Here is a 19,878-nt window from a genome sequence, read left to right as displayed (position 1 = left end):
TCACCCAGGAGCATTTCCATGACAGACATCACCGTCGTTTTCGGCGCTGGCGGCATCGGCCAGGCCATTGCCCGCCGCGTCAGCGCCGGTCGCCACATCGTGGTGGCCAACCACACCCAGGCCTCGGCCGATGCGGCTGCCAAGCAGCTCGGCGACGCCGGCTTCGAGGTCACGGCGCTGCAGGCCGACATCTCGGACCGTGCCGCGGTGCAGGCCGTGGCCGCCAAGGCACAGGCGCTGGGCCCCATACGGGCGCTGATCCAGGCGGCCGGCGTGTCGCCCAGCCAGGCGCCGATCGAGGCCATCCTCAAGGTCGACCTCTACGGCACCGCGGTGGTGCTGGACGAGTTCGGCCCGTTGATGGCCGCAGGCGGTTGCGGCGTCGTGATCTCGTCGCAGTCGGGTTATCGCATGCCGGCGCTCAGCGCCGAGCAGGACACGCTGCTGGCCACCGCCCCCGCCGAAGAACTGCTGACGCTGGACTTCGTCAAGAACGTGCGCGACACCTTGCATGCCTACCAGATGTCCAAGCGCTGCAATTCGCTGCGTGTGCGCGGTGAGGCGGTGCGCTGGGCCCAGCGGGGGGCACGCGTCAACGCCATCAGCCCGGGCATCATCGTCACACCGCTGGCCCACGATGAACTGCATGGTGAGCGGGCCTCGTTCTACCAGGCCATGCTCAAGAAGATGCCGGCCGGGCGTGCCGGCACGCCCGATGAAGTGGCGGCCCTGGCGGCGCTGATCATGGGGCCCGAAGGCGGCTTCATCACCGGCAGCGACTTCCTGATCGACGGCGGTGGCACCGCCCACTTCTTCCACGGCGCGGAGGCCTCGGCGGCCTGACGCCTGCCCGGCGGCGCAGCCCAGCAGCGACAGCGACTGCCCGCCGAAAACCGTCCAGAAGCGCAGCTGCCAGCCCGGACCCTGGCCGCTCATCACGTCAGCGTGGTGCATCGTCGTCCCTCATGCCTCCCCCCAGGGCCTTGTAGAGCGCCACCGCGTTGGCCAGCGCGCTGCGCCGCAGGTCCAGCTCGGCCTGCCGGGCGGCATACAGCTGGCGCTGGGCATCGAGCAGTTCCAGGCGGCCTTCGGTGCCCGCGCGGTAGCGCAGGCCCGACAGGGCAGCGCGGCGCTCGGCGCTGGCCACCACGCTTGCCTGGGCTTCGAGCTGCCGGGCGAAGGTTTCGCGACCGGCCAGGCCGTCGGCCACCTCGCGGAAGGCAACCTGGATCGCCCGCTCGTAGTCCACGACCGCGCTGGACTTGCGCAGCTCGGCCAGGCGCAACTCGGCGCGCAGCCGGCCGCCATCGAACAGCGGCACCGACAGCTGCGGCGCGAAGCTCCACATCCGCTGCGGTCCGTCGAACAGGCGGCCCAGGGCCGGGCTGGCGTAACCGGCCGAGGCCGTGAGCGACAGCAGCGGGAACAAGGCCGCACGCGCGGCGCCGATGTCGGCGTTGGCGGCCACCAGGGCCTGCTCCGCCTGCCGAATGTCGGGCCGCCGGGTCAGCAGGTCCGACGGCAAGCCCGCCGGCAGCTGCGTGAGCACCGGCTGGTCCTGCAGCGGCAGCGCGTCAGGCGCGTCTGCGGGCAGGTCGGTGCCCACCAGCAGCCGCAAGGCATGGCCGGCCTGTGCCAGCGCACGTTCGCGCGCCTGCAGGTCCACCTCGGCCGTGGCCACCTGGCCTTCGGCCTGCGCCACGTCCAGCCCGCTGCTTTGGCGTGCCGCCTGCCAGCGGCGCGCCAGGTCCAGCGACTGGCGCCAGTCGGCCAGCGTGCGCTTGGACAGCTGCAGTTGTTCCTGTGCCAGGCGCTCGGCAAAGTAGGCATCGGCCACCTCGCCGACCAGCGTGATCTGCGCCGCGCGTCGACCCTGCTCGCTGGCCAGCCAGCGTGCCAGGGCCGCGTCGCTCAGCGCGGCCACGCGGCCGAAGAGGTCGATCTCGAAGGCGGTGGAGGCCAGACCCACGCTGTACTGGGTCTGGGTGGTGGCCGCTGCCGCCTCGCTGGCAGCGGCCCGCTGGCGCGTGGCGCCCGCGCTGGCATCCACGGCGGGCATGCGCGCCGCGCGCTGGATGCCGTACTGGGCCCGCACCGCTTCCACGTTCAGCGCCGCCAGCTTCAGATCGCGGTTGTGGTCCAGCGCCAGCGCCATCAGGCGCTGCAGCCTGGGCTCGCCGAACATGCTGCGCCATCCCAGGTCTGCGCCGTTCATGCCGGCCTCGTCCGCCGACTGCCCGGGGTAGGCCGCGGGCACGGGTGCGGCCGGCTTGTCCAGCACAGGGGTGAGCGAGCAGGCGGAGAGGGCCAGCGCCCCCACGACAACAAGCAGTCGCATGGTGTCAACCCTCCTGGCCATGGGCAGGCACGCTCGTCGGCCGTCGTGCCGCGCGCCAGGCCGCGATGCGTTCCTGCACGCCCATCACGAACACGAAGAAGGCGGGCACGAAGAAGACGGCCAGCACAGTGGCCGCGACCATGCCGCCGAACACGCCGGTGCCGATGGCATGCTGGGTTTCGGAGCTGGCGCCGGAAGCCAGCATCAGCGGCAGCACGCCCAGGCCGAAGGCCAGGGAGGTCATCAGGATGGGCCGCAGCCGCAGCCGGGCCGCCTGCACCGCCGAAGCGGCCAGGCCGTGGCCCTGCTCGCGCAACTGCTTGGCGAACTCCACGATCAGGATGGCGTTCTTGGCCGACAGGCCGATGACCGTGATCATCCCGACCTTGAAGAAGACGTCATTGGGCAGGCCGCGCCACAGCACGGCGCCCACCGCGCCCAGCAGGCCCAGCGGCACCACCAGCATCACCGACAGCGGAATGCTCCAGCTCTCGTACAGCGCGGCCAGCACCAGGAACACCACCAGCATCGACAGCGCCATCAGCATCGGTGCCTGGGCGGCCGACTGCCGCTCCTGCAGCGACTGGCCGGTCCATTCGACCGCAAAGCCGGGCGGCAGCTGCCGCGCCAGGCGCTCCATCTCGGCCATCGCCGCTCCGCTGGAAACGCCCGGTGCTGCATTGCCCGAGATGCGCATGGACGGAAAGCCCAGGTAGCGCACCTGCTGCAGCGGCGCGTCGGTCCACACCGGCGTCACCAGTTCCTTCAAGGCCACCATTCCGCCCTGGCTGTTGCGCACGTGCAGCCGCAGCACGTCGTCCACCTGCATGCGCGCGGGCGCATCGGCCTGCAGGATGACCTGCTGCATGCGCCCGTCGCGCGGAAAGTCGTTGACGTAGGCCGAGCCCAACGCGGCGGACAGCGTTTCGCCAATGGCGGCGAAGGGCACGCCGAGCGTTTCGGCCTTCTGGCGGTCGATGTCCAGGCGAACGCTGGTGCCATCGGGCAAGCCCTCGGCATACACGCCGATCAGCAGCTTGCTCTGCGCGGCCAGGGCCAGCAGCCGGGCTTGTGCCGCCTGCAGCGCAGCGGGGCCCTGGTTGGCACGGTCCTGCAGCCGCAGCGCAAAGCCGCCACTGGTGCCCAGTTCGTCGATGGCCGGCGGCATCTGGGTCATCACCGTACCTTCGGTGATGCCGGCCAGCGCCTGCTGCGCCAGCGCCATTTCGCCGCGCGTGGTGGCGCCCTTGCGCTGGTCCCAGTCGCTCAAGGTGGTGAAGGCCATGGCCGTGTTGGCGCCCGAGCCCGAGAAGCCGAAGCCCACCACCGTCATGTTGGACTGGATCGAGGGGCGGGTGTTGGCATGGGCCTCGAACTGCTGCACCACGGCCATCGTGCGCTCGACGGTGGCATCGGCGGGCAGTTGCACCACCGTCGTGAAGTAACCCTGGTCTTCTTCCGGCAGGAAGGCCGAGGGCAGGTGCCGGAAGGCCAGTGCCAGCACCGTGCACAGCGCGGCCAGCACCAGCATCACGCGGCCAGAGCGTTCGACCAGGCGGTCGACGCGCGAGGCATAGCGTGTGTTCATCACATCGAAGCGACGGTTGAACCAGCCGAAAAAGCCGCGCTTGTCCGCGTGCCCGGCCTGTACCGGCTGCAACAGCGTGGCGCACAGCGCCGGTGTCAAGGTCAGCGCCAGGAAGGCCGAAAACAGGATGGCCACCACCATCGACAGCGTGAACTGCCGGTAGATCATGCCCACCGAGCCGCTGGCGAAGGCCATGGGAATGAACACGGCCGTGAGCACCAACGTGATGGCCACCACCGCGCCGGTGATCTCGTGCATGGCCTTGATGGTGGCTTCTCGCGGCCCCAGGCCTTCGCGGGCCATGATGCGCTCGACGTTCTCCACCACCACGATGGCGTCGTCCACGATGATGCCGATGGCCAGCACCATGCCGAACATGGTCAGCACGTTGATGGAAAAGCCGGCCACCAGCATCACGGCCAGCGTGCCCAGCAGCGCGATCGGCGCCACGATGGCCGGGATCAGCGTGTAGCGGATGTTCTGCAGGAAAAGGAACATCACCAGGAACACCAGCACCATGGCTTCCGCCAGGGTGTGGATCACCTTCTCGATGGACACCTTGACGAAGGGCGCGGTGTCGAACGGCACCGAATAGGCCATGCCGGCCGGCAGCGTGCGGCTCAGCTCGGCCAGCCGGTCGCGCACCCCTTGCGCGGTGCGCACGGCATTGGCGCCCGGCATCAGCTGCACCGCCGCTGCGGTGGCCACCTTGCCGTTTTCGCGGTTGACGAAGCCGTACGACTGCGCGCCCAGTTCGACCCGGGCCACATCGCCCAGCGTCAGGCGCGAGCCATCGGCGTTGGCACGCAGCACGATGGCCGCGAATTGCTCGGGCGTGCTCAGTTGGCCTTGAACGGTCAGCGGCACCGTCACCCGGTGGCCGTGCAGCGAGGGCGCAGCGCCGATGGCCCCCGGCGCGACGGTCGCGTTCTGCTGGCTGATGGCGGCCGACAAGTCGTTGATCGACAAGCCGTAGGCGATCAGCTTGTCGGTATCCACCCAGATGCGCATGGCCTGTTCGGCGCCGAACATCTGCACCTTGCCCACGCCCTCGACCCGGCGCAGCTCCTCCACGATGTGGCGCACCATGTAGTCGCTCAACGCGATCTCGTCGAAGCGGCCGTCCTGCGAAGTCAGCCCCACGATCATCAGGAAGGCCGAGGCCGCGGACTCCACCGCCAGCCCGTTCTGGCGCACCACCTGCGGCAGCCGAGGCTCGACGGCCTTGAGCTGGTTCTGCACGTTGATCTGGGCCATCGCCGGGTCGGTGCCCGGCTTGAAGGTGGCGGTGATGGAGGCGCTGCCCGAGCTGTCGGCGGACGATTCGAAGTACAGCAGGCCCTTGACGCTGGACAGTTCGCGCTCGATCAGGCTGACCACGCTGTCGTTCAAGGTCTGCGCCGAAGCACCCGGATAGGTGGCGCTGATGCTGACCGTGGGAGGCGCGACCGAGGGGTAGCGGGCGATCGGCAACTGGGGGATCGCCATGACCCCGAACAGCATGATGAACAGGGCCACGACCCAGGCGAACACCGGGCGGCGGATGAAAAACTGCGGCATGTCGGACCTTTCAGCGGGCGGCCGCGTCGGCCGGTTGCCAGTCGCGTGCGGTCACGGCCATGCCTTCGGACAGGCGTTCCATGCCTTCGACCACCACCTGCTGGCCTGCGGCCAGGCCGGACAGCACGTGGTAGCGGCGGTCGGCCAGCGCTCCCAGCTCGACCGCCCGTCGATGCGCCTGCCCCTTGGGGTCGATCAGCCACAGATGCGGCTGACCCGCCATGCGCACCACGGCCTGCTGCGGCACGGTGAGCGCCTGCGCATGGGTGGCCTGGGTCACACGCGCCCGCACGAACATGCCGGGCAGCAGCGCACGCCGTGGGTTGTCCACCAGCACGCGCAGCAGCCGGTCGCCGGTGCCGGCATCGACGGTCACGCCGGCGAACAGCAGGCGGCCCTGGGTGGTGTCCGGCTCACCATTGCTGCGCAGCAGGGTGACGGCCTCGGGCGTCTGCAGCGCATCGGGTGACAAGGGCTGCGATGCGGCAGGACGGCGCAGGTCCACGTACACCTGGTCGATCTGCTGGATGCGGGCCATCGGCGTGGCGTCGTTGCTGCCGACCAGGGCGCCTTCGGTCACCAGCGCCTGGTCGATGCGGCCGGCGATCGGCGCCACCACCCGCGCGAACTGGCGGTCCAGCTGCTTGCGCGCCAGGCTGGCGCGGGCCTGGGCCACATCGGCGGCGGCCTGGGCCTGCTGGGCCACGGCATCATCGGCCACCTGCCCGCTGACCGCATCGGCCGCCATCAGCGGCTGCAGCCGCTCGGCCTGCGTGCGTGCGCGGGCCAGCGCAGCCTCGGCACGCTGCAGGCCGGCGGCTGCCGTGTCCACCTCGGCCTGGAACGGTGCAGGGTCGATCTGGAACAAGGGCTGGCCGGCACGCACCTCGGTGCCCTGCTCGAACAGACGGCGTTGCACGATGCCGCTGACCTGCGGCCGGATCTCGGCGATGCGTACCGCGGCGACGCGGCCGGGCAGGTCTTGCGTGAGCTGCAGGCGGGCAGGCTGCACGGTGGTCACCGCCACCACCGGTGCGGGCGGAGCGGCAGGTGGGGCGGTGGGCTCCTGGCCGCCGCAGGCGGCGAGCAGGGCAGAAACGAGCGTGAACAGCGCGCGTCGGCAAGGCAGGACTTCGAGTGTCATGAGCGTCTTCCAGGGGACCGCACGATTGTTCGAAGACCGCGTCCGCCCTGGGCCGAGCCTGTGTGGAGGTTCGATGGAGAACGACCCCGTAACATGCCCCGCATGCCCACCATGCCTGTTGCGGCCGGGGTGCCTTCGGGCGTCCAGGCCCTGGTCCTCATCGCGGAAGACGAGCCGGAGATCGCGGCCATCCTGGAGGCCTATCTGCGCCGCGGCGGCCTGCGCACCGCGCTGGCAGCCGATGGGCGGCTGGCGCTGGAGTTGCATCTGCAGCTCAAGCCCGACCTCGTGCTGCTGGACGTGCAGATGCCGCGGGTCGATGGCTGGCAGGTGCTGGCGGAGATCCGGCACCGGGGCGACACGCCGGTCATCATGCTGACGGCCATGGACCAGGACGTGGACAAGCTCACCGGCCTGCGCATCGGCGCCGACGATTACGTGGTCAAGCCCTTCAATGCCGCGGAAGTGGTGGCCCGCGTGCAGGCCGTGCTGCGCCGCGCCGGCTCGCGCGCCGGCGTGCAGCCGCGGGTGTTGCGTGCCGAGCCGCTGGAGGTCGACCTGGACCACCACGAAGCCTTCGTCACCGTGGACGGCCGTCGCCACCGGCTGGCCCTCACGCTCACCGAGTTCAAGCTGCTGGCCCAGTTGGCGCAGGCGCCGCGGCGGGTGTTCAGCCGCGCCGAACTGCTGGCCCACTGCCTGCCGGAAAGCGATGCGCTGGAACGCACCGTGGACAGCCACGTCAGCAAGCTGCGCAAGAAGCTGGAAGAGCTGGGCGTCGAAGGCATGCCGGTGGGCATCCGCGGCGTGGGCTACAAGCTGGGGGACGGGGCGTGAAGCTGCAGGGGCTGAGCCGGCAGATCGCCCGCACGATGATGGCGATCGCCTTCAGCGTGAGCCTGTTGGTGCTGCTCACGTCCTACGCCTTTTTCTTCCTCTGGCAGACCTACTGGCCCGAGAACTTCGAAACCAGCAGCGCGGTGCCCACCGCGCCCGAATGGCTGTGGATGATCGGCACCACGCTGGTGGGTGTGGCACTGGCGGTGGCGGTGGGGCGCAACCTGTCCAATCGCATCCTGGTGCCGCTGAATTCGGTGGCCGACAGCATCCGCCGCGTGGCGCAGGGCGACCTCTCGGCGCGGGCTGATGCGGGTGACCGGTCGCTGGGCGAGGCGGCCGCCCTGGCCGACGACTTCAACCAACTGGCCGACAAGCTGCAGCGCATGACACAGGAGCAGGAGTTCTGGAACGCGGCCATCGCGCATGAGCTGCGCACGCCGGTGACCATCTTGCGCGGCCGGCTGCAAGGCCTGGCCGAAGGCGTGTTCGAGCCACAGGAGGCCCTGTTCCAGACGCTGCTGACCCAGGTCGACGGGCTGGCGCGCCTGATCGAGGACATGCGCGTGGTGGGCCTGGCCGAAAGCGGCCACCTGGACCTGGATCTGCGCGAAGCCGACCTGGACGAAGTGCTGCGCGACCTGCTGGACTTCTGCGAACCCACGCTGCGCGCTGCGGGGCAGGCGGCGGTGGCGGTGCTGCAGGCAGGCACGGTGCGTTGCGACCCGATGCGCATCCGCCAGGCGCTGCTGGCGCTGATCGACAACGCGCGCCGGCATGCGGTGGCCGGCCGCGTCACCGTGCAAAGCCGGCAAGAGGGCGACCAGGTGTGCCTGAGCGTGGAAGACGAAGGCCCGGGCATAGCTGCCGCTTTGGCGCCGCATGTGTTCACCGCGTTCCGCCGCCAGCCTGCCGCCCATGCGCCCGATGGCCACAAGGGCAGCGGACTGGGCCTGGCGGTGGTGGCTGCCATCGCGCATGCCCACGGTGGGCAGGCCACCTGCCAGCCCACGCCACGCGGTGGCACCCGCTTCGAGCTCCGCTGGCCCGTGGGCGCCGCGGGCCTGTGAGCGGCGTACGGTTCACCACGGTGCCCTGTGTCGACAGGGCGCTCCTTGTATCCCTGACTTCTTGTCCGTTGTGAAAAATATGGGCTTCATCCCTTCTTCGTCCACCTCCGTCCAGCGCTATGCCGGCAGCCTGCGCGCCGTGCACTGGCTGCGTGCCCTGGTGGTCCTCGGCACCCTGGCCGCGGGCCTGTTGATGGTGAACCTGCCCGACGAGATGACCGTCAAGTTCGAGCAGCTCTACCCCAACCACAAGCAGTTCGGCGTGCTGGCGCTCGTGCTGGTGCTGCTGCAACTGGGGCTGCGCTGGCGCCGCGGCGTGCCGGCGCTGCCGCACAGCCTGCAGCCCTGGGAACGCCGGCTGTCGCACCTGACCCATGGCCTGATGTACCTGCTGCTGGTGCTGGTGCCCTTGATGGGCTACGCCATGTCCAGCAGCTTCACGCAAAGCGACGGCGTGCCGTTCTTCTTCTTCGGCCACCTGCCCGAGCTGCTGCCCAAGAACGATGCGCGCTTCGAGGTGTTTCAGCTGCTGCACCGCTACCTGGCGTGGACGCTGCTGGCGCTGGTGGTGATGCACGTGGCCGGCGCACTGAAGCACCGCTTCTTCGACGCCGACGCGGACAGCGACGTGCTGCGCCGCATGCTCTGAGCAGGCAGGGGCGCGCCGGTCATGCCGCCGGCGCTGCCAGCATCTCGTTGACAATGCGGGCAGGCGTGCCCGCAGCGCCTGGCCCGCCAGCCGTCACCGTCACACCCCAGGAGTTCCGTTTGACCAAGTCCGGTTTTGATCTCGAGCCTTACCTGGCCAGAAAGCGCGAGCTGGACGAGGCCATCGAAAGAGCACGACGGCAGGCCGGCGCCGCGCAGGCCCCGGCCCCTGCGGCCCGGCTCAGCACCGCGCAGCAGGTGGAAGTGGCCCAGCGCCTCTTCACCCGCACCCTGGAGAAGGACGGGCTGCGCAGTGCGCTGTATTCGCTGCTGCGCAAGACCGACTACCGCTACGCCACGCTGTTCCGCTTCGACGGCACCCTGAACCGGGCGGTCATCCACCTGGACCGGCAGAACCTGATGGCCGAGCTGCCGCAAGCCTTCCCCATCGCGCAGAGCTACTGCCAGTACATCAAGGACAGCGCCCGGCCGTTCGTCACGGCGGTGGCCTCCGAAGATGAAGCCACCGTGGGCCATGCCAAGCGCGACCTGTTCGACGCGTACTGCGGCATTCCCATCCTGGCCCCCGATGGCACGCTGGCCGGCAGCCTGTGCTACTACGACGAAGAGCCGCGGCAGCTCGACGAGGTGCAGCTCGAGCTGCTGCTCTTCGCAGCCACCAAGATCGAAGAGACGGGCCTGCCGGGCTGATCAGCCGTCTGCCGCCCGTCGCGGCACCCGGATGCCCGCCAGCGCCTGGACCGCGTCTTCGATCGCGCGCGGCGCCAGCGCCGCGAACCCCAGCCGCCAGCCCTCGGTGCGCGGCACCGTGTGGTACAGCTCGCCCAGGCTGGGCGTAGCGATGCCGCGCTGCGCGGCTAGCCGGGTGAGCCGCTGCTCGCTGCCGGGCGGCAGGCGCACGGCCATCTGCAGGCCGCCGCGGCTGTCCAGCGGCTCGGCCCAGGGCAGGTGGCTGTGCAGGGCCTGCAGCAGCGCATCGCGCCGGCCGCGGTAGAGCTGGCGCATCAGCCGCAGGTGGGCCGCGAAATGGCCTTGCTCCAGGAAGTCGGCCGCCACCGCCTGCATCGGCTGCGAGGGGTGGCCGTCGTAGGTGCTGCGGGCGGTCACCAGCGGTGCCACCAGCGCCTCGGGCAGCACCATGTAGGCCAGCCGCACCGAAGGGAACAGCGACTTGGAGAAGGTGCCGATGTAGACCACGCGGCCGTGCTCGTCCAGCCCCTGCAGCGCAGGCGTGGGCGCGTGGTCGTACAGGAACTCGCTGTCGTAGTCGTCCTCGATCAGCCACGCCCCGGCCGCATGCGCCTGCGCGATGAAGGCCAGGCGCCGCTCCAGCGACATCGCCCGACCGGTGGGGAACTGGTGCGAGGGCGTGAGGTAGATGAGGCGAGGGAGGGGCCGCGCAGGCCCCAGCGTGGCGCCGTGGTCGTCCAGCGCCATGTCCACCAGCTGCGCCCCGCTGGCGGCAAAGGCGGTGCGTGCGCCCGCATAACCGGGGTCTTCCATCCACACGGCATCGCCTTCGTCCAGCAGCGTGGCCGACAGCAGCTGCAGTGCCTGCTGCGAGCTGGTGAGCACCAGCACCTGCGCCGCGGTGCAGCGCACCCCGCGTGACTGCGTCAGGTAGCGCGCGATGGCCTCGCGCAGCGCGGGCAGGCCTTGCGGGTCGCCGTAGAACATCAGCGCGGCGGCGTCATGGCGCCAGCGCCGCTGCAGCAGGTGGCGCCACAGGTCGGTGGGAAAGGCCTGCAGGTCGGGGCTGCCGGCCACGAAGGCGCGCGGCCGGTCGGGCTCCACACAGCCGCCGGTGTCCACCATGCGCTGGCCCCGCCGCGACAGCGCCGCCGGCTCGGGCAGCGGCCGGCGAACGCCGGTGCTGCGCAGCGCGGCCGCGGCCACCGCAGCGCCCATGTCGATGGCGACGAAGCTGCCCTGGCCCACCTGGCGGCGCAGGTAGCCCTCGGTTTCCAGCTGGGCGTAGGCGGCCTCCACCGTCACGCGCGACAGGCCCAGGTCCTGCGCCAGGTCGCGGCTGCTGGGCAGGCGGTCACCCAGCCGCGCGTGGCCGCTGCGCACCGCTTCACGCAGGGCGGCGCACAGCCGCTCACGCCGGCCGCCGCCGGCCTGGCCTTCGAACAGGGTGACCAGCAGCGTGGGCTTCATGGCAGTGCCGCCGCTTCAGCCCGCCGCCGCCGCCGGCCCCGGCGGCGCCGCTGGCAGCCGCACGCTGAAGTGGGCGCCGCCCGGGCCGCGGCGGCAGTGCACGCTGCCGCCTTGGCCGCTGACCAGCGCCTGCACGATGGACAGGCCCAGCCCCGAGCCAGCGCTGCTGCCCATGCTTTGAAAGCGGCTGCGCGCATCCAGGCTCACCGCGCTGGGCAGGCCCGGCCCGTCGTCGGCCACCACCAGCAGGCCCATACCCGGCTCACTGCCCACCGACACCAGCACCTGCGTGGCGCCGGCGGCATGGCGCAGCGCGTTGTCCAGCAGGTTGGACAGCACCTGGCGCGTGCGGTCGCGGTCGGCATGCACCGGCACCGGGCCGCTGCGCTGCAGCTGCAATGACGGTCCGCCATCGCGCAGCCGGCCTTCGAATACCGCCACCACCTCGGCGGCCAGCTCGGCCAGGTCGAAGCGCACGCGCTGCAGCGTCAGGCGCCCCGCATCGGCCAGCGCCAGCGTGTGCATGTCGGCGACCAGCCGCGACAGGTGATCCACTTCGCCCAGCAGCCGCGAGATCTCCGCCGGTTCGGGCTCGAGGATGCCGTCGCGCAGGGCATGCAGCCGCGCGGTGAGCACCGTCAGCGGCGTGCGCAACTCGTGCGACAGCACCGCCACGGTGTGGCGCCGCTCCTCCTCCAGCGCCTGCAGCGAATCCGTCATGCGGTTGAAGTTGCGCAGCATGTCGGCCAGTTCGCCCCGCTCACGCTGCACCTCGGCCCGCACGCTGAAGTCGCCCAGTGCGATGCGGTTGGCGGCCTCGGCCATCGAGGCCAGAGGCCGCGAGACCGCGCGCGACAGCCACAGGCCGGCGGCCATGCCGACCGGCAGGCAGAAGGCCAGCCCCAGCAGCATCGACATGCGTTCGCCGTACAGCGGATCGGCCCGCCAGTAGCGGCTGTAGATGTCGGCGATCTGCGGGTTGTCCATCGGATCGGGGTTGAGCTGGCGTTGCGAGTCCAGCTCGCGCTGCACCTGCACCGGCAGCCCGCTGTAGAACTGCTCATACTGCCAGCGGGTGACCAGCAGCAGGCAGGCCGACAGCAGGGCGATGGTCACCAGCACGGCCAGCGCGATCGCCAGCCCGAAGCGCACCCAGATGCGGTCTAGGAGGCCGGCCACAGTCGGTAGCCCACGCCGCGCACGGTGTCGATGAGCTCGGGCAGGCCGGCCTGCTCCAGCTTGCGCCGCAGCTTGGACAGGTGCGAGTCGATCACCCGCTCCAGCGCGTCGCTGTCGGGCAGGGCGGCCTCGACCAGCTGGGCCCGCGAGAAACAACGCTGCGGCTGCGCCGCCAGGCAGGCGAGCAACCGGAACTCGGTCAGCGTCAACGCCAGGTCCTGCGGCGCGTCGCCGATGACGCGTGCGCGGTGGGCCTGCGGATCGATCTCGAGCTGGCCCACCCGCAGCACCGCCGGCGCCAGCTCGGCCTGGCGGCCGATGCCGGTGCGCCGCAGCACGGCACGCACCCGCTCCACCACCTCGGGCGGGCTGAAGGGCTTGACGACGTAATCGTCGGCGCCCATGCGCAGTGCCAGCAGCTTGTCCACGTCCTCGGCGCGCGCGGTCACCATCAGCACCGGCACATGGCTTTCGGCGCGCAGCACGCGCAGCACGTCCAGGCCGTCGATGCCGGGCAGCCGCACGTCCAGCAGCACCAGGTCGGGCCGCAGGCGGCGGAAGGTGTCCAGCGCGGCCTCACCGCTGGTGGCCAGCTCGGCACGCATGCCGTCGCGGCGCAGGTAGGCCAGCAGCACGTCGGCGATGCCCGGCTCATCCTCGACCACGAGGATGGTGGGTGGGGCGGAAGGGGGGGCGAACATCCGCAGGATTATCGCCAGCGTCGGCTCCACGAGATCTCCACACAGGATGCACCGCGCTGCAAGGTGCGTCGGCTTCAATGCAGCCAAGCCGGCCTGTCGCCGGGATGTCTCCGATGCCGCCCCTCAAGCTTCTTTCCTGTGTGTGCCTGCCCGCCTTGATGGCGGGCTGCACGCTGCCGCCGCTGCAGCCGCCGGCCCCGGCCGAGGTGCCGCCCGACTGGGCGACGCCGCGTGACCGCGAGTCGCCCGCCGCCGACCTGCAGGGCTGGTGGAAGGACTGGAACGACCCGCTGCTGGATCAGCTGGTGGCGCAGGCGCTGCAGGCCAACCCGGAGCTGCTGATGGCCACCAGCCGCGTGCGCCAGGCCCGGCTGCTGGCCGGCAGCGAGGCGGCGCGCTGGCGACCTTCGCTGGCCTTCGGCGTGCATCCGATGAGCGACGCCAAGGCCACCGATTCCTTCGTTCACGTCGGTGTGGACGCCAGTTGGGAGCCGGGCCTTTTCGGCATGGCCGAGGCCAGCCGCGCCGCGGCCGCTGGCCAACAGGCCAAGGCGCAATGGGCCGAGCAGGCCGCGCGCGTGATGGTGGTGGCCGAGACGGTGCGCCAGTACCTGGGGCTGCGCGCGGCCCAGCAGCAGGCGCTGGCCCAGGAGCAGCTCGTGGCGCTGGAGACCGACAGCGCCGCGCTGGCCCAGGTGCGCATGAAGTCGCGCCTGGCCCCGGCGGCGGAGCGGCTGCAGGCCGACCAGCGGGTGGCCCAGGCGCGCGCTGCGGCTGCCGAGCAGCGCGGCCTGGCCCAGGCGTCGGCGCAGGCGCTGGCGCTGCTGATCGGCCGCAGCCGCCCCGACCCGGCCTGGCTGCAGCCCGCCACCGTGCCGCAGCCGGCACCGCGTTCGCTGCAGGCGCTGCCGGCCACGGTTCTGCTGCACCGCCCCGACGTGCGCGCGGCCGAAGAGAGCGTGCGCATCGCCGCTGGCGAGGCCGGCATGTCGCAGGCCGAGATGGCGCCGCGCATCGTGCTCGGCGCCGGTGTGCTGCGGGCGTGGAACGTCACCCAGCGGGGCCAGCGGCCCACCCACGCCCTGGCCAGCCTGGCACCCACGCTGGACCTGCCGCTGTTCGACTGGGACCTGCGGCGCGACCGCGCCCTGGCGGCGCAGGAACACGTCAACGAGGCGCTGCTGGACCAGCGGCGCACCGTGCTGGTGGCGGTGGCCGAGGTGGAGTCGGCGCTCGACACCCTGCAGATGCGGCGCGACCGCCGGCAGGCACTGGCCGAGGCCGCGCAGGCCCAGCAGCGACTGCTGCAGCAGCAGGCGGTGCAGCAGCGGCTGGGTCTGTCGGGCGATGCCGATCAGCTGGCGCTGCGGCGCACGCAGCTGCTGGCCGAGGCCGAACTGGCACAGGCCGATGCCGGCAGTGCGCTGGCGCTGGTGAGCCTGTACCGCGCCGTGGGTGGCGCGCCGTTGCCCCAGGGCCTGGAGGCCACGCCATGATCCCCTTGGCGCGTCGCATGCTGGTGCACGAATGGCGGCGCTTCGTGCCGGCCGCGCTGGCCCTGTGCTTCAGCGGCGTGCTGCTGTCGGTACAGGTGGCGCTGGTGCTGGGCATCTTCGGCAGTGCCGCGGTGTCGGTGACGGCTTCCAGCGCCGACCTGTGGGTGGGCTACCCCGGCACGCAGAGCGTCAACTTCGGCCGCCCGGTGGCGCCGGACGTCGAGATGCGGCTGCGCATGGACCCGCGCGTGCACGACGTGGAGCCCTACCTGTGGCTGGAGGCCGACTGGCAGGATGCCGCCCGCAGCGGCGGCGGTGTGCCGGTCTTCGTCTCGGGGCTGCAGACGGCGGCCGGCGCCATGATGTTCTCGCATGTGCTCAGCCCGGCGCTGCGGGCAGCCCTGGCGCAGCCTGACGCGGTGGTCATCGACCGCTCGGAGATGGACCAGCTGGGCACACGCCCCGGCGAGTGGGCCTGGATCAACGCCCGACGGGTGCAGGTCGTGGCGGCCATCGCGGGGCTGCGCGCCCTGGGCGGCGTCAACGTGCTGGCGTCGCTGGACACCGCCCGCGGCCTGGGCGCGCCGGCCCGCGGCGAAGGGGCCACCTATTTCGTGGCCTCCCTGAAGCCGGGCAGCGACCCCGACCAGGTGCAGCAGGCCTTCGGCCGCGATGCCACCTTCGGCCCGTTCGAGGTGTGGACGGCGGCGCAGTTCGCGCGCCGCTCGCAGCTGTACTGGATGCTGGACACCGGTGCCGGCACCGCAGTGCTGTTCATGGCCGGCATCGTGTGCCTGGTGGGCGTGGTCATCACCAGCCAGTCGCTCACCTCGGTGGTGGCTTCTTCGGCGCGCGAGTACGCCACCTTGCATGCGCTGGGCGTCAGCATGCGCGCGCTGGGCCGGGTGGTGGTGCAGCAGGCCTGCTGGATCGGCGGTGTCGGCCTGGTGCTGGCCGGCCTGGCCAGCGCGCTGCTGATCTGGCTGGCCGGCAGCTATGCGGTGCCGGTGGCCATGAGCTGGGAGGCGGCCCTGGGCTGCGCCGTGCTGGTGGCTGCACTGGCGCTGCTGTCGGGCCTGGTGGCGCTGCGCGGGCTGTTCCAGGCCAATCCGGCCATGCTGCTGCGATGAGCATGCAAGCCACCTTGCGCGCCCACGGCCTTTGCAAGTCGTTTGCCAACGGCTCGGTGCGCAGCCATGTGCTGCGCGAACTGTCGCTGGAACTGCAGGCTGGGCAGCTCACCCTGGTGTCGGGCCCGTCGGGCTGCGGCAAGAGCACGCTGCTGGCGCTGCTGTCGGCGCTGGAAGTGCCCGACGCCGGCGAGGTGCACGCCCTGGGCCAGTGCCTCACCGGGCTGGGCGCGCGTGCGCTGCAGGAGTTCCGCCTGCGCCACACCGGCTTCGTGTTCCAGGGCTTCAACCTGTTTCCGGCGCTGACCGCGTGGGAACAGGTGGCGCTGCCGCTGGGCTACATGGGTCTGTCCGACCGCGAGGCGCGCGAGCGCGCGATGCAGGCGCTGGACGAGGTGGGTCTCAGCCATCGCGCCCATCACCGGCAGGCCCAGCTGTCCGGCGGCGAGCGCCAGCGTGTGGCGGTGGCACGCGCCATCGCCAAGGCGCCGCAGCTGCTGTTCGCCGACGAGCCCACCAGCGCGCTGGACGCCGACAACGGCCGCCGCGTGGTGGCCTTGTTGCGCCGCATCGCCCGCACCCACGGCACCACGGTGCTGTGCGTCAGCCACGACCCGCGCCTCGTGCGCCATGCCGACCGCGTGCTCAGCATGGAAGACGGCCGCATCCACAGCGACTGGTGCCCCGAGCCGGGCACCGATCCCATCGAACCCGCCCTGCCATGAGCCTGCGTCCTTGTCTTGTCTGCCTGCCGGCGCTGCTGGCCCTGTTGAGCGCCTGCAGCGAGCGTGCGCCCGCGGCCGCGCCCGCGGTGGCCGCCGTGGCCGCGGCCGCCTCGCAGCCGGTCGCCCTGGTGGCGCGGGGCAAGGTGGAAGTGCCCGGCGGCCTGCTGGAAGTGGCCGCGCCGCTGGAAGGCAGCCTGCGCACGCTGGCCGTGGCCGAGGGCCAGACGGTGCACCGTGGCCAGCTGCTGGCGGTGCTGGCCAGCCCGGCGCTGGAGCAGGAGGCTGCCGTCGCCCAGGCCGAGCTGGCGCTGGCGCGCAGCAAGCAGCAGCAGCTGACGCAGCGCATCGCACCGGCACGGTCGCTGCTGGCCCGGCTGGACGAGGCCGAGCGCGCCGGCGCCGCCGATCCTGTGCGCAGCGACGAGGCGCGCCAGGCGCTGCGCGAGGCCGAATCGGCCGTCCGCGTGGGCGCTGCCGAACTGGCACTGACGCAGGCCCGGCTGCAGTCGCTGCAGGTGCAGCTGGCACAGCGCCGGGTGTTGGCACCGGTGGACGGCCTGGTGCAGACCGAGCTGGCGCCCGTGGGCAGCCGCGTGGCGGCCGGGCGGCCGCTGCTGTCGCTGTTGCCGGCGCGGGCGCTGCGGGTGCGCGCCGAGGTGAACGAGGCACTGGCGCCGGCGCTGCACACCGGTCTGCGGGCCAGCGTGGTGCCCGACGGGCCGCAGGCCCCGGGCACCGCGCCGCTGGCCGGCCGGGTGGTGCGCGTGGGCGCCATGTATGGCTCGAGCCGGCTCGACGACGAGCCGCTGGCCCGCGGCGGCCAGCGGGTGCTGGAGTGCTGGATCGAGTTGGAGACGGCAGGCGCCCTGCGCGCCGGCCAATGGGTGAGGGTGAACTTGCATGAATGAACGAGACGACACGACAGTGGCCTGGACGGTGCTGTGCGACTTCGACGGCACCATCAGCCTGCAGGACGTGACCGACACGCTGCTGACACGCTTCGGCCGCCCCGGCTGGGAGGCGCTGGAAGCGCGCTGGGAGCGCGGCGAGATCGGCTCACGAGAATGCATGAAGGGCCAGGTGGCCCTGCTGGACATGAGCCAGGGCGAGTTCGAGCAGCACTTGCAGACCATCACGGTCGATCCGCACTTCAGCGCCTTCGTCGATGGCGCGCGGGCCATGGGCATCCCGGTGATGGTGGTGAGCGACGGCATCGAGCAGGCCATCGTGCAGGTGCTGGCACGCCAGGGCCTGCAGCGGCTGCCGGTGCTGGCCAACCGCCTGGTGCCCACCGGCGCGCGCAGCTGGCGCCTGGAGTCGCCCCATGCCAGCCCGCGCTGCGAGCGCGCCAGCGGCAACTGCAAGTGCGCGCGCCTGGCCGAGCAGCGCGGGCCGCGCACGCGGGTGCTGTACGTGGGCGACGGCGCTTCGGACTTCTGCGTCAGCGGCAAGGCCGACTTCGTGCTGGCCAAGGACCGGCTGGTCGACCATTGCCGCGCCCATGGGCTGGCGCATGCGCCGTTCCGGCACTTCGGCGACGTGCTCAGCCGGCTGGCCGCGCTGGTGGCCGCCGATGCCGAGGCGAGGGTGCACCCATGAGCACGCCCGGCACACTGGACAGCCGCCAAATCTGCGTCACCCCCCACGAGTTCCTGCTGCCCGGCAGCGGCCCGCGGGCGCGCACCGGCGTGCTGCTGGTGCACGGCATGACCGGCACCCCCAACGAGATGCGGCTGCTGGCCCGCGGCCTGCACAAGCATGGCTTCACCGTCTACGCGGTGCAGCTGGCGGGCCACTGCGGCAGCGTGGACGACCTGCTGGCCACCCGCTGGCAGGACTGGCTGGCCAGCGCCCGCGCCGGCTTGATGCGGCTGCGGCCAGAGGTCGACCGGGTGGTGGTGGGCGGGCTGTCGGTGGGGGCCGTGCTGGCCCTGGCCCTGGCCGAGGACGAACCTGGATCCGTCGATGGCGTGTGCGCGCTGTCCACCATCTTCCGCTACGACGGCTGGACCATCCCGTTCTACACCCGCTTTGCTTTCGTGCTGCCGCTGCTGCGGCGGCTGGGCATCGGGCGCACGCGCATGTTCATGGAGCAGCCCCCCTACGGCATCAAGGACGAGGCACTGCGCCAGCAGATCGTGCGCCGCATGCTGGAAGGCCACAGCGCCGAAGCCGGGCTGCCGGGCAATCCGTGGTGGACCGTCCAGGAGATGCGCCGGCTCTCGGCCCGCGTGCGGCGCCGGCTGGCCGCCGTGCGTGCGCCGGTGCTGGCCATCCATGCCCGCCATGACGACGTGGCCTCGGCGGCCAATGCCCAGACCATCGCACGCGGCGTGGTGCAGGCCCCGGTGGAACTGCTGCTGCTGGACGACAGCTACCACATGATCACCGTCGACCGTGAGCGTCGCACCGTCATCGCCCGTTGCGCCGAGTTCATCGATCGCGTGGCCGGTATGCCCGCCCTGGCCGCCGCGGCCCCCGCACTTCGGCAGGAGCTGGCCGTTGGCTGATGGACTGACGCCTCTGGTGGCGCTGCTGTGGCTGCTCAACGTGCTCACCGACAGCGGTGGTCAGCTGGCCTTCAAGGCCGCGGCCGCCTTGCCGGGCGATGCGGCCGGCCTGGACCGCTGGCGGGCCATGGCGCGCCGGCCCTGGCTGTGGATCGGCATCGCCTGCTACGGCGCCGAGTTCCTGTTGTGGCTGGCCTTCCTGTCGCTGGTGCCGCTGTCCACCGGCGTGCTGCTGGGATCCATCAACATCGTGGCCATCATGGTGGCCGGCCGGCTGCTGTTCAACGAGCAGCTGACGCCGCTGCGGGTGCTGGGCATCCTGCTGGTGTCCGCCGGGGTGGCGGTGGTGGGGCTGCAGCCATGAACCGGTCTTCCGCACGCCGCTTCTATCTGGTGGGCTTCGCGGTGCTGATGGCCTTCGACACACTGGCCCAGCTCAGCTTCAAGATGGCGGGCACCCAGGCACTGCCGCTGTCGCTGTCGCTGCAGTGGCTGCAGCGGGTCTTCAGCCAGCCGTGGATCTACGGTGCGCTGGTGGGATATGCCGGCGCCTTCTTCACCTGGATGCATCTGCTGCGGCGCGCGCCCATCGGCCCGGCCTTCGCGGCCTCGCACCTGGAGATCGTCTCGGTGATGCTGGTGTCGCACTGGCTGTTCGGCGAAGCCATCGGTCTGGCGCAGGTGGCCGGGGCCGGCCTCATCGTGGCCGGCATCGTGTGCCTGGCGCTCAGTGAGCCTGAAGCGCCAACCGAGGCCCAGCCGGCATGAGGC

The 19,878-nt window shown here is 71.6% G+C and carries 19 protein-coding genes; 13 read left to right on the top strand and 6 right to left on the bottom strand.

Going from position 1 to position 19,878, the window contains the following annotated elements:
- Window positions 1-18: 18 nt before the first annotated feature.
- Complete coding sequence (locus MW290_RS23505; RefSeq protein ID WP_250196771.1) at window positions 19-843, top strand: SDR family oxidoreductase; 825 nt, start codon at window positions 19-21, stop codon at window positions 841-843.
- A 97-nt stretch (window positions 844-940) separates the two neighbouring features.
- On the opposite strand, the gene MW290_RS23500 is transcribed toward MW290_RS23505, so the two are convergent.
- From MW290_RS23500 to MW290_RS23490, 3 genes are read right to left on the bottom strand one after another with little or no spacing between them, the layout of a single operon-like run.
- Entirely contained in the window at window positions 941-2,338 is a 1,398-nt protein-coding gene (locus MW290_RS23500) for an efflux transporter outer membrane subunit (protein WP_250196770.1), read from the bottom strand.
- Between the two features lie 4 nt (window positions 2,339-2,342).
- A complete protein-coding gene (locus MW290_RS23495) occupies window positions 2,343-5,486 on the bottom strand; it encodes a multidrug efflux RND transporter permease subunit (protein WP_250196769.1) in 3,144 nt (1,047 codons plus the stop codon).
- A 10-nt stretch (window positions 5,487-5,496) separates the two neighbouring features.
- Window positions 5,497-6,630 carry an efflux RND transporter periplasmic adaptor subunit gene (locus tag MW290_RS23490; protein ID WP_250196768.1) on the bottom strand — a complete coding sequence of 378 codons (1,134 nt, stop codon included), beginning with the start codon at window positions 6,628-6,630 and terminating at the stop codon, window positions 5,497-5,499.
- Between the two features lie 102 nt (window positions 6,631-6,732).
- Between MW290_RS23490 and MW290_RS23485 the strand changes: the two genes are divergently transcribed.
- The 4 genes from MW290_RS23485 to MW290_RS23470 all read left to right on the top strand — a co-directional run bounded on the left by MW290_RS23485 (window position 6,733) and on the right by MW290_RS23470 (window position 9,896).
- Window positions 6,733-7,467 carry a response regulator gene (locus MW290_RS23485; protein WP_250196767.1) on the top strand — a complete coding sequence of 245 codons (735 nt, stop codon included), beginning with the start codon at window positions 6,733-6,735 and terminating at the stop codon, window positions 7,465-7,467.
- Complete coding sequence (locus MW290_RS23480; RefSeq protein ID WP_250196766.1) at window positions 7,464-8,537, top strand: ATP-binding protein; 1,074 nt, start codon at window positions 7,464-7,466, stop codon at window positions 8,535-8,537. Before MW290_RS23485 ends, MW290_RS23480 begins: the two co-directional genes overlap by 4 nt.
- Window positions 8,538-8,607: 70 nt before the next feature.
- Window positions 8,608-9,186: a cytochrome b gene (locus MW290_RS23475; RefSeq protein ID WP_250200099.1), complete on the top strand. Its 579-nt coding sequence runs from the start codon at window positions 8,608-8,610 to the stop codon at window positions 9,184-9,186.
- Between the two features lie 119 nt (window positions 9,187-9,305).
- Window positions 9,306-9,896 carry a GAF domain-containing protein gene (locus MW290_RS23470; RefSeq protein WP_250196765.1) on the top strand — a complete coding sequence of 197 codons (591 nt, stop codon included), beginning with the start codon at window positions 9,306-9,308 and terminating at the stop codon, window positions 9,894-9,896.
- Here the strand turns inward: MW290_RS23470 and pdxR are convergent, their stop codons facing one another.
- The 3 genes from pdxR to MW290_RS23455 are packed head-to-tail and all read right to left on the bottom strand — an operon-like array spanning window position 9,897 to window position 13,246.
- Entirely contained in the window at window positions 9,897-11,366 is a 1,470-nt protein-coding gene (pdxR, locus tag MW290_RS23465; RefSeq protein WP_250196764.1) for a MocR-like pyridoxine biosynthesis transcription factor PdxR, read from the bottom strand.
- Between the two features lie 15 nt (window positions 11,367-11,381).
- Window positions 11,382-12,545 (bottom strand): sensor histidine kinase, encoded by a 1,164-nt coding sequence (locus MW290_RS23460; protein WP_250196763.1) that lies wholly within the window; start codon window positions 12,543-12,545, stop codon window positions 11,382-11,384.
- Complete coding sequence (locus MW290_RS23455; protein ID WP_250196762.1) at window positions 12,530-13,246, bottom strand: response regulator; 717 nt, start codon at window positions 13,244-13,246, stop codon at window positions 12,530-12,532. Before MW290_RS23455 ends, MW290_RS23460 begins: the two co-directional genes overlap by 16 nt.
- A gap of 140 nt (window positions 13,247-13,386) precedes the next feature.
- On the opposite strand from MW290_RS23455, the gene MW290_RS23450 reads away from it, so the two are divergent.
- Genes MW290_RS23450 through MW290_RS23415 form a run of 8 tightly spaced genes read left to right on the top strand, consistent with a single transcriptional unit; the run spans window position 13,387 to window position 19,875 of the window.
- A complete protein-coding gene (locus MW290_RS23450; RefSeq protein WP_250196761.1) occupies window positions 13,387-14,742 on the top strand; it encodes a TolC family protein in 1,356 nt (451 codons plus the stop codon).
- Window positions 14,739-15,872 (top strand): ABC transporter permease, encoded by a 1,134-nt coding sequence (locus MW290_RS23445; protein WP_250196760.1) that lies wholly within the window; start codon window positions 14,739-14,741, stop codon window positions 15,870-15,872. Before MW290_RS23450 ends, MW290_RS23445 begins: the two co-directional genes overlap by 4 nt.
- Window positions 15,869-16,597 (top strand): ABC transporter ATP-binding protein, encoded by a 729-nt coding sequence (locus MW290_RS23440; RefSeq protein WP_250196759.1) that lies wholly within the window; start codon window positions 15,869-15,871, stop codon window positions 16,595-16,597. Before MW290_RS23445 ends, MW290_RS23440 begins: the two co-directional genes overlap by 4 nt.
- Window positions 16,594-17,505, top strand: a complete 912-nt coding sequence (locus tag MW290_RS23435) for an efflux RND transporter periplasmic adaptor subunit (protein ID WP_250196758.1) — start codon at window positions 16,594-16,596, stop codon at window positions 17,503-17,505. Before MW290_RS23440 ends, MW290_RS23435 begins: the two co-directional genes overlap by 4 nt.
- Window positions 17,498-18,196, top strand: coding sequence for an MtnX-like HAD-IB family phosphatase (locus MW290_RS23430; protein ID WP_250196757.1), 699 nt, complete (start codon window positions 17,498-17,500; stop codon window positions 18,194-18,196). The genes MW290_RS23435 and MW290_RS23430 overlap by 8 nt, the downstream gene beginning before the upstream one ends.
- Window positions 18,193-19,107, top strand: a complete 915-nt coding sequence (locus MW290_RS23425; protein WP_250196756.1) for an alpha/beta hydrolase — start codon at window positions 18,193-18,195, stop codon at window positions 19,105-19,107. The genes MW290_RS23430 and MW290_RS23425 overlap by 4 nt, the downstream gene beginning before the upstream one ends.
- Window positions 19,100-19,471, top strand: coding sequence for an EamA family transporter (locus tag MW290_RS23420; RefSeq protein ID WP_250196755.1), 372 nt, complete (start codon window positions 19,100-19,102; stop codon window positions 19,469-19,471). Before MW290_RS23425 ends, MW290_RS23420 begins: the two co-directional genes overlap by 8 nt.
- The gene (locus tag MW290_RS23415) at window positions 19,468-19,875 is read left to right on the top strand and encodes a DMT family transporter (protein ID WP_250196754.1); all 408 of its coding nucleotides are present in this window, start codon (window positions 19,468-19,470) and stop codon (window positions 19,873-19,875) included. Before MW290_RS23420 ends, MW290_RS23415 begins: the two co-directional genes overlap by 4 nt.
- Window positions 19,876-19,878: the final 3 nt, after the last annotated feature.

Source organism: Aquincola tertiaricarbonis (assembly GCF_023573145.1).
GTDB classification, from domain to species: Bacteria; Pseudomonadota; Gammaproteobacteria; order Burkholderiales; family Burkholderiaceae_C; genus Aquincola; species Aquincola tertiaricarbonis_B.
This window is presented reverse-complemented; position numbering and strand designations above follow the sequence as displayed.